Genomic DNA, 13,678 nt, shown 5'->3' on the forward strand with positions numbered 1-13,678 from the left:
AGCGGCGGGTGGTGCGCCGTTGGAGCGGGTGGATTGACTCTGGACTTACTTCATGACGCCGAGCGACGCGTAGTCGTAGCGGCCGTTGTAGGCGTCGGCCGTGTAGACGTTGGTCAGTCGCGAGGAGCGCCAGATGATGTTCTTCTCGTGCGTGAAGGGCAGGTAGACCGCGGCCTCGGAGACCTTGGTGTTGATCTGCTTGTAGAGCTCGCCGGCCTTGGCCGGGTCGGTCTCCTTCAGCGCCTGGTCGAACAGGCCGTTGACGGCCGGGTCGTTCAGCTCCGAGAAGTTGTTGTTACCGCTCTGCAGGATGAAGCGGCCGTCGACCAGCGGCTGCAGGAAGCCCTGGCCCGACGGGAAGTCGGCGCCCCAGCCCATGATGATGATGCCGTAGCCCTTCTCCTTGACCACCTTCGGCGAACCGATGATGCCGGAGGTCTGGGCGCCGTCGAACTGGTCGATCTGGGCGTCGATGCCGACGGCCTTCAGCGACTGCTGGAGGGACTCGGCGGTGGCGATCTCGATCGGCTTGTTGTTGCGGACCGCGATGGTGGTCTTGAAGCCGTTCGGCTTACCGCACTTCTGCAGCGCCTCCTTGGCCTTCGCGACGTCCGCCTTGCCGGCCAGCTTGCCGTACGGGTCGGCCTTCGGGTCGGCACCCTTGATCGCCGGCGGCAGCATGTTGGCGGCGATGTCGCCACCGGCCTGCGGGCCGCCACGGGCGGTCTGGAGGGACTTGGAGTCGGCCGCGTAGATGATCGCCTTGCGGCACTCGACGTTGTCGATGACCGTCTGCGGGAAGACCGCGTAGCGGATGAAGCCGGTCTGCGGGTTGTCCGCGTTCTCCTTGTGCTGCTGGAGCACCTTGGCACGGGCCGCCGCGCCGACGCCGGTGGCGTTGAGGTCGAGGTCGTACTCGCCCTCGATGAGACGGTTGTCCATGTCGTCGGCGTTCGTGGTGAACGTGACGCTGATCTTGTCCGGCAGGGCCTTGCGGACGGTGTCCGTCTTGGCGTCCCACTTGTCGTTGCGGACGAGCAGCATCGACTTGTTGGGGGTGTACTCCTGCCACTTGTACGGGCCGGAGGAGAAGGGCTTCAGGCCGTACTTGGCCTTGGTGTCCTTGTCCTGGCGGACCGGGGAGGCGGCGGGCATGGCCAGCATCTGCAGGAAGTCACCGTTGGCGACCGGCAGCTTGAAGACGATGGTCTTGTCGTCCGGCGTCTCGATCGCCTTCAGGCCGAGCTTGTCCGCAGAGGTGTCCTTGTAGGGACCCTTGTACTCGCCCTTGGGGTCGAGGACCTGCTGGAGGTAGATCGGACCGCCGGAGATGACGTCCTGGGCCCAGATGCGCTCGATGCCGTACTTGATGTCCTTGGAGGTGATCGGCTTGCCGTCCTCCCAGGTCACCCCGTCCTTCAGCGTGAAGGTGTAGGTGAGGCCGTCGGGCGAGACCTTGCCGGCGTCGGTGGCGAGGTCGGGGACCAGCTCGGTGGAGGCGGCGCCCGGCTCGGCCTTGAAGGTGACCAGCTGGCGCGTGTAGTAGCGCGCGAAGTCCCACACGAAGCCGTAGTAGCCGCGCTGCGGGTCCCACGAGTCGGCCTCCTGCGAGCCGATGAACTTCAGCTCGCCGCCCTTCTTGTCGGAGGCGTTGGCGACCTTGTTCACGGCGGCGTTGAAGCCGGCCGCGCCGGCCTTGCCCTTGTCGCCGTCGCCGCTGCCGCCGCCACAGGCGGTGGTGACGACCATCGTGGCCGCGGCGAGCAGCGCACCGGCGGCGATTCTGCGCCGCGAAGAGCTGTTCAGAGTCATGGTCTCGCAACCTCCGGAATAGTGGCGGCCGTCGAAGCGGTCCGCCGGTCTTGACTGCCTCCTGTCACCAGCGGCAGGGGCGGGGTCGTACGGGCGTGCGGGCGGTCGGGTGGGTGCCGAGCGGGTGCTCAGCGGGCCCCCTTCGGGTCGAGCGCGTCACGCACGCCGTCGCCGAAGAGGTTGAACGCCAGAACGGTGATGAAGATCGCGAGGCCGGGGAACACCATGAACAGCGGATCCGCCTCATAGGTGTTGACGGCCTTCGACAGCATCTGCCCCCAGGAAGCGGTGGGAGGCTTCACTCCCGCGCCGAGGAAGCTGAGCGCGGCCTCGGTGAGGATGTTGGTGGGGATCATGAGGGTCGCGTAGACCGTGATCGGGGCGATCAGGTTGGGCAGCAGCTCCCGGCGCAGGATGTAGAGCCGGCCGGCGCCCAGGCTGCGGGCGGCCTCCACGTACTCGCGCTCACGCAGCGAGAGGGTCTGGCCGCGGACGATCCGGCCGACGTACGGCCAGCCGAAGAAGCCGATCACGACCACCAGGGCGCCGATGCGCACGCCCGAACCCTCGATCCCGAACAGCTCGTTGGGGAGCACGGAGACCAGGGCGATGGTGAAGAGCAGTTGGGGGAAGGCGAGCATGACGTCCATGACACGGCTGAGCGCCGCGTCGACCCAGCCGCCGAAGTAGCCCGCGACGATGCCGAGGATCGTGCCGAGGACGACGGCGAAGACCGCCGCGAGGAAGGCGACGAGCAGGGAGATGCGGGCGCCGTAGACGATGCGGCTGAAGACGTCACGGCCGTTGACGGGCTCGACTCCGAGCAGGAAGTCGGAGGTGATGCCGCCGTAGGAGCCGATCGGGGTGCCGAAGAGCGGGTCGATCTGGTCCTCGTGGAACTCGTCCGGCGGGTGGCCGAGCAGACCCACGATGAGCGGTGCGCAGACGGCGACCAGGATCAGGAACAGCACGATCGCGCCGCCGGCGAGGGCGATTTTGTCCCGCTTCAGCCGCATCCAGGCGATCTGCCAGGGAGAACGTCCCTCGATCGTCTTGCCCGGCGGCGCGTCGGGCACGGCGTCGACGGCGGTGGTCGCGTCGACCACGTTCGTCTCGTGCAGTGGTGCCGTCATCGTGGTCAGGACCCCTCTCGGCCGCCGGTAGCCGGCCCTTGCCCGCCGCGGGTAGCGGCTTGGTGGAACAACTGCGGGACAGCGGCCAGGAGGCCGAACGCCCGGTGTTCCGGGGAGTCTTCAATGGGTTCGCGATCACCCGCCAGACCTCACGGTGAATGTTTGCTCAACCGTGATGCGGTTCGTTGCCTTCCGTTATCCGGACGCTGAGATCACGTCAGCGGACCATCTCGCCCGCTATTCGGTCAGAACGGACATGTACCCCAACCCCTGGGATGCAGGAGCTAATTGGGGTGACGGAAGGGGCGTATCAGTACGTCCGGGGTGCGGCCGGAGGGTAGCCGTAGCCGGGCGTGTGCGGCGCGGGGGCTGCGTGCGCGTCGCGGTCGTAGAACGGCCGCGCGTTGGCGCGCAGCCACATCGCGACGGGGTCGTACGCATCGGACATCGCGACCGTCGAGACGGGCAGCCCGTCGGGTACGCCGGAGATCGACTGGCGCATCATCGCCCGTACCGACTCGACGGAGGCGGCGGAGGTGTCGTACAGGTCGAGACCGATGGCGAGGTACGGAGATCCCACCGCGGGCTGCACCCAGGCACGGCGCAGCGCCCTGACCGCAGGGGTGCGATGGGCGTTCTGGGTCAGAAGGGCATAGAACTGGGGAATTTCCAGCGCGGGTTCCGAGAGCCGCAGCGGTCCGGCGGGCATCCGGTCGAGACCGGTGGCGATCCGGCGGAGGTCGGTCCAGGGGATGCCGACGCCGCCGCCCGTGTCGTGCGGATTGAGCCAGATCCCCCAGCGGTCGGGGTAGAGAGCGCGGGCGATCTCCCGGCCGGTGACGACCTCGTGCGCGCGGTTCCAGCCGGAGGCGGCGAGCTCCTGGGCGGAGGTGACGCACGGGGCGTACCCGAAGCCGTCGACCTCCATGTTCCCGTACTGGGCCTCGGGCGCGCCGGGGGTGCCCTGCCACAGCAGCATCCAGACGCTGCCGTCGGCGAGGGCGTGCAGCAGCTGCTCGTACGCGTCGTAGCGTCCGGGTGCCACCTGGCGCAGCATGTGCTCGACCTGTCCGGCCGCAGCGGTGCCTGACGCGCTCACCCTGGTTCCCGCCCCTCTTCCGTCCACCGCACCAGCTTAATTACAGGGAGGCCCGCTGATAGAAGGGGCGCACCCGCTCCAGCATCCAGTCGCCCACCGGGTCCTGCGCGACGTCGAGCAGGATGAGGTTGACGGGCCAGGCGACCTCGACCCGGCCGAGCGCGCGGCCGAGGGCGTCGAGCGGGGCGTTCCGGTCGACGCCGTCCCATGCGACGAGCTCGACGCCGACGAAGAGGGCCGGCTCGGTGCCCTCCACGCTGGCCAGGGCGCGGCGGGCGGAGACGACGACACCGGTGGCCTCGAACTCGGCGGCCGCGGCGGAGAGGAAGTCGACGGGGTCGTCCTGCCAGTCGGGCTCGAACAGCCGGACCCGGCCACCGCTCGCGGGGCCGTCCAGGGGGGTGCGTCCGACACGGCAGAGCTCGGCGACCGCGGGCGGCGGCAGCGGGGCGCCGACCGTGCCTCCGGGGTTCACGGCGATGCCGAGCTGCGGCGGCAGACCGCGGGCGAATTCACGGGCGGGCGCGACGGTGAAGGACATGTGGCTGCCGACGCAGGCGAGGAACTGCTGCTCGGAGCTGAAGACGGGGACGTACGGGAGTCCGTCGATCTCCAGTGTGGGCAGGTCGAGGTCCCGGCTCTCGGGGCTGCCGCCGTTGGGCAGCGGCACCCAGACGGGGCTCCGGCCGAGCACCTCCACGAGCCGGCCTCCGGCGGAGGCGTTGCCGAGCGAGGCCGCGAGGACCTCTTCGAGCTCGTTGCCCGGCCACGTAACGTCCACGGTTCCCGTTTCCCCTTCTCGCGCGCCCTGGTCACGACGCCCTCGGGGCAGAACCCTAACGCCGCCCTGATGTCGTCGTGGCCAAAAGTACTCAGTGGGCGGCGCGGAAGGCGATCGTGCGCAGAGCGCCCGCGGCGTCCCGGTCGAGCAGGGTCGCCGAGGCGCAGCCACGGGGCAGGCGGCCCGACTCGACGGAGCCGATCATCCGGCCGACGGCCCGGCGGTGGCGGGCGAAGGCGTACCCGGAGACGCCGCGGCCGCGCTCGCGCTGTCCCTGGCGGGCGGTGCCGGGGGTGACGTCGAGCAGGATCAGGTGCAGGGCGCGGCCGCGGCGGCGGGCCTCGCGGGCCAGCCAGTTCCGCACCCAGGACTGGGTGCCGCAGTCGTGGACGACGAGGCTCCGTCCGGAGCGCAGCGCCCGCCACAGCCCGGCGTAGTGGGCGATCCGGGCCAGGGGGCGGTACACCGCGTACGGCAGGAAGCCGGGCAGCCGGGCCTCCCAGCGCTCCCGGGCGTCCTGGGAGTCGATGCCCAGGCCCTGGGCCGCGCGCCGCATCAGGGTCGACTTGCCGCTTCCGGGCAGCCCGGAGACGACCACGAGGTCCCCCGCGGCGAAGGCGAGCGTCCGGGGGCCCCGGCCGCCGCGCTCGCGCAGGTCCCGCAGCAGGGGCGCGGCGAAGCGGCGCCTTCGCGTCCTGGCGCGGGCGCGCTGAGCCGGTATGCCCGTGCCCGTCGCGTATGCGCCGCTGTGCTGGAACGTCATCTTTTCTCCCCCTGTCGGGTCCCGGAGACCCCTGCCCACAAAGTGTAAAGAAGGGGTAATGAGGCACAAGCGATTTGCCGATCGGACACCGCATGCAATGATGTGCGCGCCAAGCGCACACAACCGCATACCGGCCGCTCGAATCCGCGCGGGAGAGTCCCGGAACCACCACGGTGGGCCCCGGGCGCCGAAGGAGCAAGACCCTCCCTTGAATCTCTCAGGCCCCGTACCGCGTGGATGAGGCAGATCTGAAAAGCGGGACGCCCCCGGCGTTCCCACCCAAGGTGCAAGCCGAACTCTCGGAGACGAGATGCCCTCGGTGAACCTCTCAGGTTCCATGACAGATGGGGAGGACGTCCTCGCCCGTCATGTTTTCCGCCCTTGGGACCCGGGAGCCACCCATGAGCACGTCTGCCCCCCGTCTGACCGCCCTCGATGCCCTGCATCGCTCCCTGGGCGCGACCATGACCGACTTCGCCGGCTGGGACATGCCGCTGCGCTACGGCAGCGAGCGTGACGAGCACAACGCCGTCCGCACCAAGGCGGGCCTCTTCGACCTCTCCCACATGGGCGAGATCACGGTCACCGGCCCGCAGGCCGTCGAGCTCCTCGACTTCGCCCTCGTCGGCAACATCTCCACCGTCGGCGTGGGCCGCGCCCGCTACACGATGATCTGCCAGGAGGACGGCGGCATCCTCGACGACCTGATCGTGTACCGCCTCGGCGAGACGGAGTACATGGTCGTCGCCAACGCGTCCAACGCGCAGATCGTCCTCGACGCGCTGACGGGGCGTGCGGCCGGCTTCGACGCCGAGGTGCGCGACGACCGGGACGCGTACGCCCTGCTCGCCGTCCAGGGCCCGGAGTCCCCCGGCATCCTGAAGTCGCTCACCGACGCCGACCTGGACGGTCTGAAGTACTACGCCGGCCTCCCGGGCACGGTCGCCGGGGTCCCCGCGCTGATCGCCCGTACCGGCTACACCGGCGAGGACGGCTTCGAGCTGTTCCTGAAGCCGGAGCACGCCGAGGGCGTCTGGAAGGCCCTGACCGAGGCCGGAGCCCCGGTCGGCCTGATCCCGTGCGGCCTGTCCTGCCGTGACACGCTCCGCCTGGAGGCGGGCATGCCGCTGTACGGGCACGAGCTGACGACCTCGCTCACCCCGTTCGACGCGGGCCTCGGGCGGGTCGTGAAGTTCGAGAAGACGACCAACGAGGGCCGTTTCGTCGGCCGCGAGGCGCTGGAGAAGGCCGCCGAGCGCGCCGAGACCGCGCCGCCGCGCAAGCTGGTCGGCCTGATCGCCGAGGGCCGCCGCGTCCCGCGGGCCGGCTTCTCCGTCGTCGCGGACGGCCAGGTCGTGGGCGAGGTCACCTCCGGTGCCCCGTCGCCCACCCTCGGTAAGCCGATCGCCATGGCGTACGTGGACGCGGCGCACGCCGAGCCCGGCACGCAGGGTGTAGGTGTGGACATCCGCGGCACCCACGAGCCGTACGAGGTCGTGGCGCTGCCCTTCTACAAGCGCCAGAAGTGACGCATCCGTCTCGCCCGGCGTCTCACCCCGCAAGACCCACGTTCATCAGCACTCGTCCGATCCAGGAGAATCAGGTCATGAGCAACCCCCAGCAGCTGCGCTACACCAAGGAGCACGAGTGGCTGTCGGCCGCCGAGGACGGCGTCGCGACGGTCGGCATCACGGAGTTCGCGGCCAACGCGCTCGGTGACGTCGTCTACGCCCAGCTCCCGGAGGTCGGTGACACGGTGACCGCGGGCGAGACCTGCGGCGAGCTGGAGTCGACCAAGTCCGTCAGCGACCTGTACTCCCCGGTCACCGGTGAGGTCGTGGCGGCCAACCAGGACGTGGTGGACGACCCGTCGCTGGTGAACACCGCTCCGTTCGAGGGTGGCTGGCTGTTCAAGGTGCGTGTCACCGGAGAGCCGGACGACCTGCTGACCGCCGACGCGTACGCCGAGTTCTCCGCCGGGAACTGAGACCCCTTAGGGATCGATTCATGTCTGTGCTGAACACCCCTCTCCACGAGCTGGACCCGGAAGTCGCCGCCACGGTCGACGCCGAGCTCCACCGCCAGCAGTCCACCCTCGAGATGATCGCCTCGGAGAACTTCGCTCCGCTGTCGGTCATGGAGGCCCAGGGCTCGGTCCTCACCAACAAGTACGCCGAGGGCTACCCGGGCCGCCGCTACTACGGCGGCTGTGAGCACGTCGACGTGGCCGAGCAGATCGCCATCGACCGGATCAAGGACCTGTTCGGCGCCGAGTACGCGAACGTCCAGCCGCACTCCGGCGCGTCCGCGAACCAGGCCGCGCTCTTCGCGATGGCCCAGCCCGGCGACACGATCCTCGGTCTGGACCTGGCCCACGGCGGTCACCTGACCCACGGCATGCGCCTGAACTTCTCCGGCAAGCAGTTCAACGTGGTCGCGTACCACGTGGACGACGCCGGCCTGGTCGACATGGCCGAGGTCGAGCGGCTGGCCAAGGAGCACCGTCCCAAGGTGATCATCGCGGGCTGGTCCGCCTACCCGCGTCAGCTGGACTTCGCCGAGTTCCGCCGGATCGCCGACGAGGTCGAGGCCTTCCTCTGGGTCGACATGGCCCACTTCGCGGGTCTGGTCGCGGCCGGTCTGCACCCGAACCCGGTCGAGTACGCGGACGTGGTGACCTCCACCACGCACAAGACCCTCGGCGGCCCGCGCGGCGGTGTCATCCTGGCGAAGCAGGCGTTCGCCAAGAAGATGAACTCCTCGGTCTTCCCCGGCTTCCAGGGCGGCCCGCTGGAGCACGTGATCGCGGCCAAGGCCGTCTCCTTCAAGATCGCGGCCTCGGAGGAGTTCAAGGAGCGTCAGCAGCGCACGCTGGACGGCGCCCGGATCCTCGCCGAGCGCCTGGTCCAGGACGACGTCACCGCGCACGGCGTCTCGGTCCTGTCCGGCGGTACGGACGTGCACCTGGTCCTGGTGGACCTGCGCAACTCCGAGCTGGACGGCCAGGCGGCCGAGGACCGGCTGCACGAGCTCGGCATCACCGTCAACCGGAACGCGATCCCGAACGACCCGCGTCCGCCGATGGTGACCTCGGGTCTGCGGATCGGTACGCCGGCGCTCGCGACCCGCGGCTTCGACGCCGAGGACTTCCGTGAGGTGGCCGACATCATCGCGGAGGCCCTGAAGCCCGGCTTCGACGCCGACGCGCTGAAGGCGCGGGTGACCGCACTCGCGGAGAAGCACCCGCTGTACCCCGGCCTGAAGTAATTTCGTACGCTTTAGTTCCAGAGCTCGTCCGTACGAAACTTCCGGGGCACCGCGCACACTGGACAGTGAGCGCGGTGCCCCACCCCCTTTTTCCTGCTGTTCTGCACCACCCCGGCAGACAACGGCGTCTAGCCCCCCACAAGGAGTTCCCCGTGGCCATCTCGGTCTTCGACCTGTTCTCGATCGGCATCGGCCCGTCCAGCTCCCACACGGTGGGTCCGATGCGGGCGGCCCGGATGTTCGCCCGCCGGCTGAAGAACGAGGGGCTCCTCGCCCACACCGCGTCGATACGGGCCGAGCTGTACGGCTCGCTGGGCGCGACCGGCCACGGCCACGGCACGCCGAAGGCGGTCCTGCTGGGCCTGGAGGGCAACTCTCCGCGCACGGTCGACGTCGAGTCGGCGGACGACGAGGTCGAGCGGATCAAGTCGAGCGGCCGGATCAACCTGCTCGGGGCGCACAAGATCCCCTTCGACTTCGACGAGGACCTGATCCTGCACCGCCGCAAGGCGCTGCCGTACCACGCCAACGGCATGACGATCTTCGCGTACGACGCGGAGGGCGCGCTCGTCCTGGAGAAGACGTACTACTCGGTCGGCGGCGGCTTCGTCGTGGACGAGGACGCGGTCGAGGGCGAGAGCCCGATCGTCCCGGACGACACGGTCCTGAAGTACCCCTTCCGTACGGGTGACGAGCTGCTGCGCCTGGCGAAGGAGACCGGCCTGTCGATCTCCGCGCTGATGCTGGAGAACGAGAAGGCCTGGCGCACCGAGGACGAGATCCGGGCGGGTCTGCTGGAGATCTGGCGGGTCATGCAGGCCTGTGTCTCGCGCGGCATGTCCCGCGAGGGCATCCTGCCCGGCGGCCTGAAGGTCCGCCGCCGCGCCGCGAACACGGCCCGCAAGCTGCGCTCCGAGGGCGACCCGGCGTCGCTGGCGATGGAGTGGATCACGCTCTACGCGATGGCCGTGAACGAGGAGAACGCGGCGGGCGGCCGCGTGGTCACCGCCCCGACGAACGGCGCGGCGGGCATCATCCCGGCGGTCCTGCACTACTACATGAACTTCGTGCCCGGAGCGGACGAGGACGGCGTGGTCCGCTTCCTCCTCGCGGCCGGCGCGGTCGGCATGCTCTTCAAGGAGAACGCCTCGATCTCCGGCGCCGAGGTCGGCTGCCAGGGCGAGGTCGGCTCGGCCTGCTCGATGGCGGCGGGCGCGCTCGCCGAGGTCATGGGCGGCAGCCCGGAGCAGGTCGAGAACGCGGCCGAGATCGGCATGGAGCACAACCTCGGCCTCACCTGCGACCCGGTCGGCGGTCTGGTCCAGATCCCGTGCATCGAGCGCAACGGCATGGCGGCGGTGAAGGCGGTCACGGCGGCGAAGATGGCCCTGCGGGGCGACGGCAGCCACATGGTCTCGCTCGACAAGGTCATCAAGACGATGAAGGAGACCGGCGCGGACATGTCGGTCAAGTACAAGGAGACCGCGCGGGGCGGCCTGGCGGTGAACATCATCGAGTGCTGAGGCTGTGGGCCGTCGGCGTGATCGGAGTCGCCGAGCCGGCTGCGGCGTCGGCCCGGGCCCGGCGGTCGCGGCAGGCATGGGTCGGGGGATCGTGGGCACTCGCGTGGGGACTCACTACCACGGAGGTGTCGCCATGGTCCCGCTGCTCATCGTGTTGGCCCTGATCCTGATTCTCTTCGGAGCGGGGTTCGCGGCCGACGTGCTCTGGTTCATCGCCATCGCCGTGCTGGTGCTGTGGGTGCTCGGGTTCTTCATGCGCAGCGGCGGGGCGCGTTGGTATCGCTGGTGAGGCTCACCGGCAGACCGGACGGGCGGCGAGTCGTTCGCCGCCCGTCCCGCTTCCGGTGGGTCAGGCCTTGTTGAGGTGCGCCCAGAACTCGTCCCAGGACAGCTTGCCGTCGCCGTTGTCGTCGCGCTGCTTGATGAGCGCCTCGGCGACCGTCTCGGTGACGTTGAAGTCACCCAGCTGAGCCATGACGCTCTTGTACTCGGCGGCCGTGATGAGACCGTCCCCGTCCACGTCGAACCGCTCGAACGCCGTGCGTGCCGACTCGATGTCCGCCACTGATTCCGCCCCTTCTCGATGCTTCGATGTCGGGGGAAAGATTATCGGGCGGCCCGCGGGGTCCGGCCGCCGGGCCATGGCGGAACGTGGGAGATCATGGGGGTATGAGCGACGACGTGGCACGGATCCTGGCGGCTGCGGCGCGCGGGCAGTTCCCGCCGCCGGACGGTACGACGACCGTCGTCCCGCCGCCGAACGACCGGGACGCCGGCGTCCTCGCCTTCACCGCGCACTCGGTCGTCTTCACGGACGCGGACCCCGCCTGGGTACGGGCCGAGCTGGCGGCCACCTCCAGTGACCCGCTGGCCGCCTCGATGAACCCGGGCTTCCTGCTCGCCCTGATGCGGCACACGGGCCGGCGGATGAACACCATCGACCTGCTGACGGTCGCACCGGCGCTGCCCGGCGAGCCGGAGCTGGCGCTGCGGGAGATCGAGGACCCGGAGCACCCCCGGGTGGCGCGGGCGCTGAAGTTCCGCGACGACGTACGGGTGTGGGCTGCCGACGGCGGGGTGGTGATCCTGGGGCGTGGCGTGGCCGGCCGCTGGGAGGCGGCCATCGAGGTCGACGAGGACGTCAGGCACCGGGGGATCGGCCGGGCGCTGGCCCTCGCCGCCCGGCATCTGACGCCGGGCGACGTGGTGTGGGCGCAGCAGTCCCCCGGCAACGCCCGCAGTGTCCGCGTCTTCCAGGCGGCGGGGTACCGCCCGGTGGCCTCCGAGGCCCTTCTGACGTCGGGCTGAGCGCCACCGGGCCCCGTCCGGCACGGGCGTCAGCGGAAGACGCCCGTGTGACCGAGGGAGTAGCGGCCGGGCTGGGGGTAGACGGCGAGGCCGTGGGGGCCGCCGCCGACCGGGATGCGGGCCAGCTGCTCGCCGGTCGTGGTGTCGATCGCGTACACCTCGGAGTGGTAACGGCCCGACAGCCACAGCACCTTGCCGTCGGCGGAGACCCCGCCCATGTCCGGGGAGCCGCCGTTCGGCAGGCGCCACTTCTTGGTCAGCTTGTTCTGGCCGAAGTCGAAGACCGAGACGGATCCCTCACCTCGGTTGGGGATGTACATCTCCTTGGAGTCGCGGGAGATGTAGAGGCCGTGGGCGCCCTTGCCGGTCGGCATCAGCTGCGGCGTGGTGAACTTCTCGCCGTCCAGGACCCACATGCCGTGGGCCATCATGTCGGCGATGTAGAAGGTCTTGCCGTCCGGGGAGATCTTCACGTCCTGCGGCATGGCGCCCTGCAAGGGCAGCTTCTGCTGGCCGATGACCTCCATCTTCGCCGTGTCGACCTTCAGGAGCTCGCCGGAGAACTCGCAGGAGACGACGAAGTACCGGCCGTCCGCGGAGAAGTCGGCGTGGTTGACGCCGTAGCAGGAGACCGGGACGGACTTCTTCCGCTCCATGGTGTGCGGGTCGCGGAAGACCAGCTCGCGGTCGAGGGAGGCCATGACGACGGCGTACTTCCCGTCGGGCGTGAAGTACAGGTTGTACGGGTCGTGGACCTCGACCGGCTTGCCCGCGACGCCGGTGGCCGGGTCGATCGGGGTGAGCGTGTGGCCGCGGTTGTTGTTGACCCAGAGGGTCTTCAGGTCCCAGGACGGGACGACGTGCTGGGGCTGGATGCCGACCGGGATGGTCTCGATGACCTTGTACGTCGCCGGGTCGATGACCGAGACCGTGTTGGAGTTGGTGTTGGGCACGTAGACCCGGGAGGGGAAGTCCTTGACGACGGGCGAGAGCCTGCCGGGCCGGTCCGCCGCGTAGATGTCGTCCGGGTCGAGGACCGGCGGCATGCCGGGCAGTCCGGCCGGGGCGGCCTTCTTCGGCGGAGCGGGAACGGCGGCGGCCTCCTTCTTGGCACCGCCCCGGGGTTCGGGCGCCTCGTCGGCGATGCCGCATCCGGCGAGCGCGGTGAGCAGGGCGGCGGCGAGGAGGCTCTTCGTACGCGTGGTGAGAGGCGGCATCAGGTCAGCAGCTCCGTGGTCGTCACCGCGCGCAGGCCGCGGCGGTCGAGGTCGGCGAGGAGGGGCGGCAGCGCGGCGAGGGTGTCCGCGTAGCCGAGGTGCAGGCTCACCACGGATCCGCCCCGGATCTGTCCGGTGACGGTGCGGACGACGGCCGGTCCGCCGGGTGAGGTGTGGTCGAGGGAGTCGACGTCGTACGAGAGGACGTGCGGGTAGCCGGCGCGGGCGGCCGCGCGCAGGACGGTCTCCGAGGCGCTGCGGGTCCTGGAGGGCCGGAACCAGGTGCCGATGGAGCCGGTGAGGCGCCGCAGCCGGGTGGCACAGGCCGCGATCTCGGCGTACGCCTCCGCCTCGGCCATCGCGTTGACGTCGACGTGGCGCTGGGTGTGGTTGCCGAGGTCGTGGCCGCCGTCGAGGATCCGGCGGGCGATCTCGGGGTACCGGTCGAGCCACTCCCCGACGGCGAGGACGGTGACCCGGGCACCGCCCTTCTCGGCCTCGGCGAGCACGGCACGGGCGAGGGCGGGGTCGCCCGCGCCGTGGAAGGTGAGGGCGACCCGGGGGCGGTCGCGCGGGCCGCTCTCGATCTCGGCAGGGAGGCCGGCGAACCGCCGGGGAGCCGGTGCGGCGGGCTTCGCGGCGGGGTCGGGGCCGCGCGGCGCGGGGCGTCGCGGCGGCGGGCCGGTCTCCGTGCCGCAGGCGGTGGTGAGGGCTCCCGCGAGGGCGGCCGCCGCACCTGCCCGCAGTGCGGCGCGACGGTCGGTGAGGGTCACGC

At 70.4% G+C, this 13,678-nt stretch carries 14 protein-coding genes and 1 riboswitch; of the genes, 6 read left to right on the top strand and 8 right to left on the bottom strand.

Annotation, left to right across the window (positions count from 1 at the left end; translation table 11 throughout):
• Positions 1-45: 45 nt before the first annotated feature.
• From ACF1G2_RS13065 to ACF1G2_RS13085, 5 genes are all read right to left on the bottom strand, one after another.
• A complete protein-coding gene (locus ACF1G2_RS13065) occupies positions 46-1,812 on the bottom strand; it encodes an ABC transporter substrate-binding protein (protein ID WP_391798328.1) in 1,767 nt (588 codons plus the stop codon).
• A gap of 128 nt (positions 1,813-1,940) precedes the next feature.
• The gene (locus ACF1G2_RS13070; protein ID WP_391798329.1) at positions 1,941-2,945 is read right to left on the bottom strand and encodes an ABC transporter permease; all 1,005 of its coding nucleotides are present in this window, start codon (positions 2,943-2,945) and stop codon (positions 1,941-1,943) included.
• A gap of 310 nt (positions 2,946-3,255) precedes the next feature.
• Positions 3,256-4,044, bottom strand: coding sequence for an enhanced serine sensitivity protein SseB C-terminal domain-containing protein (locus tag ACF1G2_RS13075; RefSeq protein WP_391798330.1), 789 nt, complete (start codon positions 4,042-4,044; stop codon positions 3,256-3,258).
• Positions 4,045-4,084: 40 nt separating this feature from the next.
• Positions 4,085-4,825 carry an enhanced serine sensitivity protein SseB gene (locus tag ACF1G2_RS13080; RefSeq protein ID WP_391798331.1) on the bottom strand — a complete coding sequence of 247 codons (741 nt, stop codon included), beginning with the start codon at positions 4,823-4,825 and terminating at the stop codon, positions 4,085-4,087.
• 91 nt (positions 4,826-4,916) lie between these two features.
• Positions 4,917-5,588, bottom strand: a complete 672-nt coding sequence (locus tag ACF1G2_RS13085; protein WP_391798332.1) for an AAA family ATPase — start codon at positions 5,586-5,588, stop codon at positions 4,917-4,919.
• Between the two features lie 139 nt (positions 5,589-5,727).
• A riboswitch (glycine riboswitch) is annotated at positions 5,728-5,830 on the top strand.
• Between the two features lie 159 nt (positions 5,831-5,989).
• Here ACF1G2_RS13085 and gcvT point away from each other — a divergent pair.
• From gcvT to ACF1G2_RS13110, 5 genes are all read left to right on the top strand, one after another.
• Positions 5,990-7,117, top strand: coding sequence for a glycine cleavage system aminomethyltransferase GcvT (gcvT, locus tag ACF1G2_RS13090; RefSeq protein WP_385853296.1), 1,128 nt, complete (start codon positions 5,990-5,992; stop codon positions 7,115-7,117).
• A 77-nt stretch (positions 7,118-7,194) separates the two neighbouring features.
• Entirely contained in the window at positions 7,195-7,575 is a 381-nt protein-coding gene (gcvH, locus tag ACF1G2_RS13095) for a glycine cleavage system protein GcvH (RefSeq protein WP_260227860.1), read from the top strand.
• A 20-nt stretch (positions 7,576-7,595) separates the two neighbouring features.
• On the top strand, positions 7,596-8,855 hold the full coding sequence (gene glyA / locus ACF1G2_RS13100; RefSeq protein ID WP_391798333.1) for a serine hydroxymethyltransferase: 1,260 nt from the start codon (positions 7,596-7,598) through the stop codon (positions 8,853-8,855).
• A 152-nt stretch (positions 8,856-9,007) separates the two neighbouring features.
• Positions 9,008-10,378: an L-serine ammonia-lyase gene (locus tag ACF1G2_RS13105; protein ID WP_391798334.1), complete on the top strand. Its 1,371-nt coding sequence runs from the start codon at positions 9,008-9,010 to the stop codon at positions 10,376-10,378.
• 133 nt (positions 10,379-10,511) lie between these two features.
• Positions 10,512-10,667 (top strand): hydrophobic protein, encoded by a 156-nt coding sequence (locus ACF1G2_RS13110; RefSeq protein ID WP_383172807.1) that lies wholly within the window; start codon positions 10,512-10,514, stop codon positions 10,665-10,667.
• A gap of 60 nt (positions 10,668-10,727) precedes the next feature.
• Here ACF1G2_RS13110 and ACF1G2_RS13115 read toward each other — a convergent pair whose 3' ends face one another.
• Positions 10,728-10,943, bottom strand: a complete 216-nt coding sequence (locus ACF1G2_RS13115) for an EF-hand domain-containing protein (RefSeq protein WP_352189563.1) — start codon at positions 10,941-10,943, stop codon at positions 10,728-10,730.
• Positions 10,944-11,047: 104 nt separating this feature from the next.
• Here ACF1G2_RS13115 and ACF1G2_RS13120 point away from each other — a divergent pair, with 104 nt between their 5' ends.
• Complete coding sequence (locus ACF1G2_RS13120) at positions 11,048-11,686, top strand: GNAT family N-acetyltransferase (RefSeq protein ID WP_391798335.1); 639 nt, start codon at positions 11,048-11,050, stop codon at positions 11,684-11,686.
• Positions 11,687-11,715: 29 nt separating this feature from the next.
• On the opposite strand, the gene ACF1G2_RS13125 is transcribed toward ACF1G2_RS13120, so the two are convergent.
• The gene (locus ACF1G2_RS13125) at positions 11,716-12,903 is read right to left on the bottom strand and encodes a hypothetical protein (protein WP_391798336.1); all 1,188 of its coding nucleotides are present in this window, start codon (positions 12,901-12,903) and stop codon (positions 11,716-11,718) included.
• Positions 12,903-13,676 (bottom strand): polysaccharide deacetylase family protein, encoded by a 774-nt coding sequence (locus ACF1G2_RS13130; protein ID WP_391798337.1) that lies wholly within the window; start codon positions 13,674-13,676, stop codon positions 12,903-12,905. The genes ACF1G2_RS13125 and ACF1G2_RS13130 overlap by 1 nt, the downstream gene beginning before the upstream one ends.
• Between the last annotated feature and the right edge of the window lie 2 nt (positions 13,677-13,678).

This window comes from Streptomyces sp. NPDC013457 (assembly GCF_043089925.1).
Classification (GTDB): domain Bacteria; phylum Actinomycetota; class Actinomycetes; order Streptomycetales; family Streptomycetaceae; genus Streptomyces.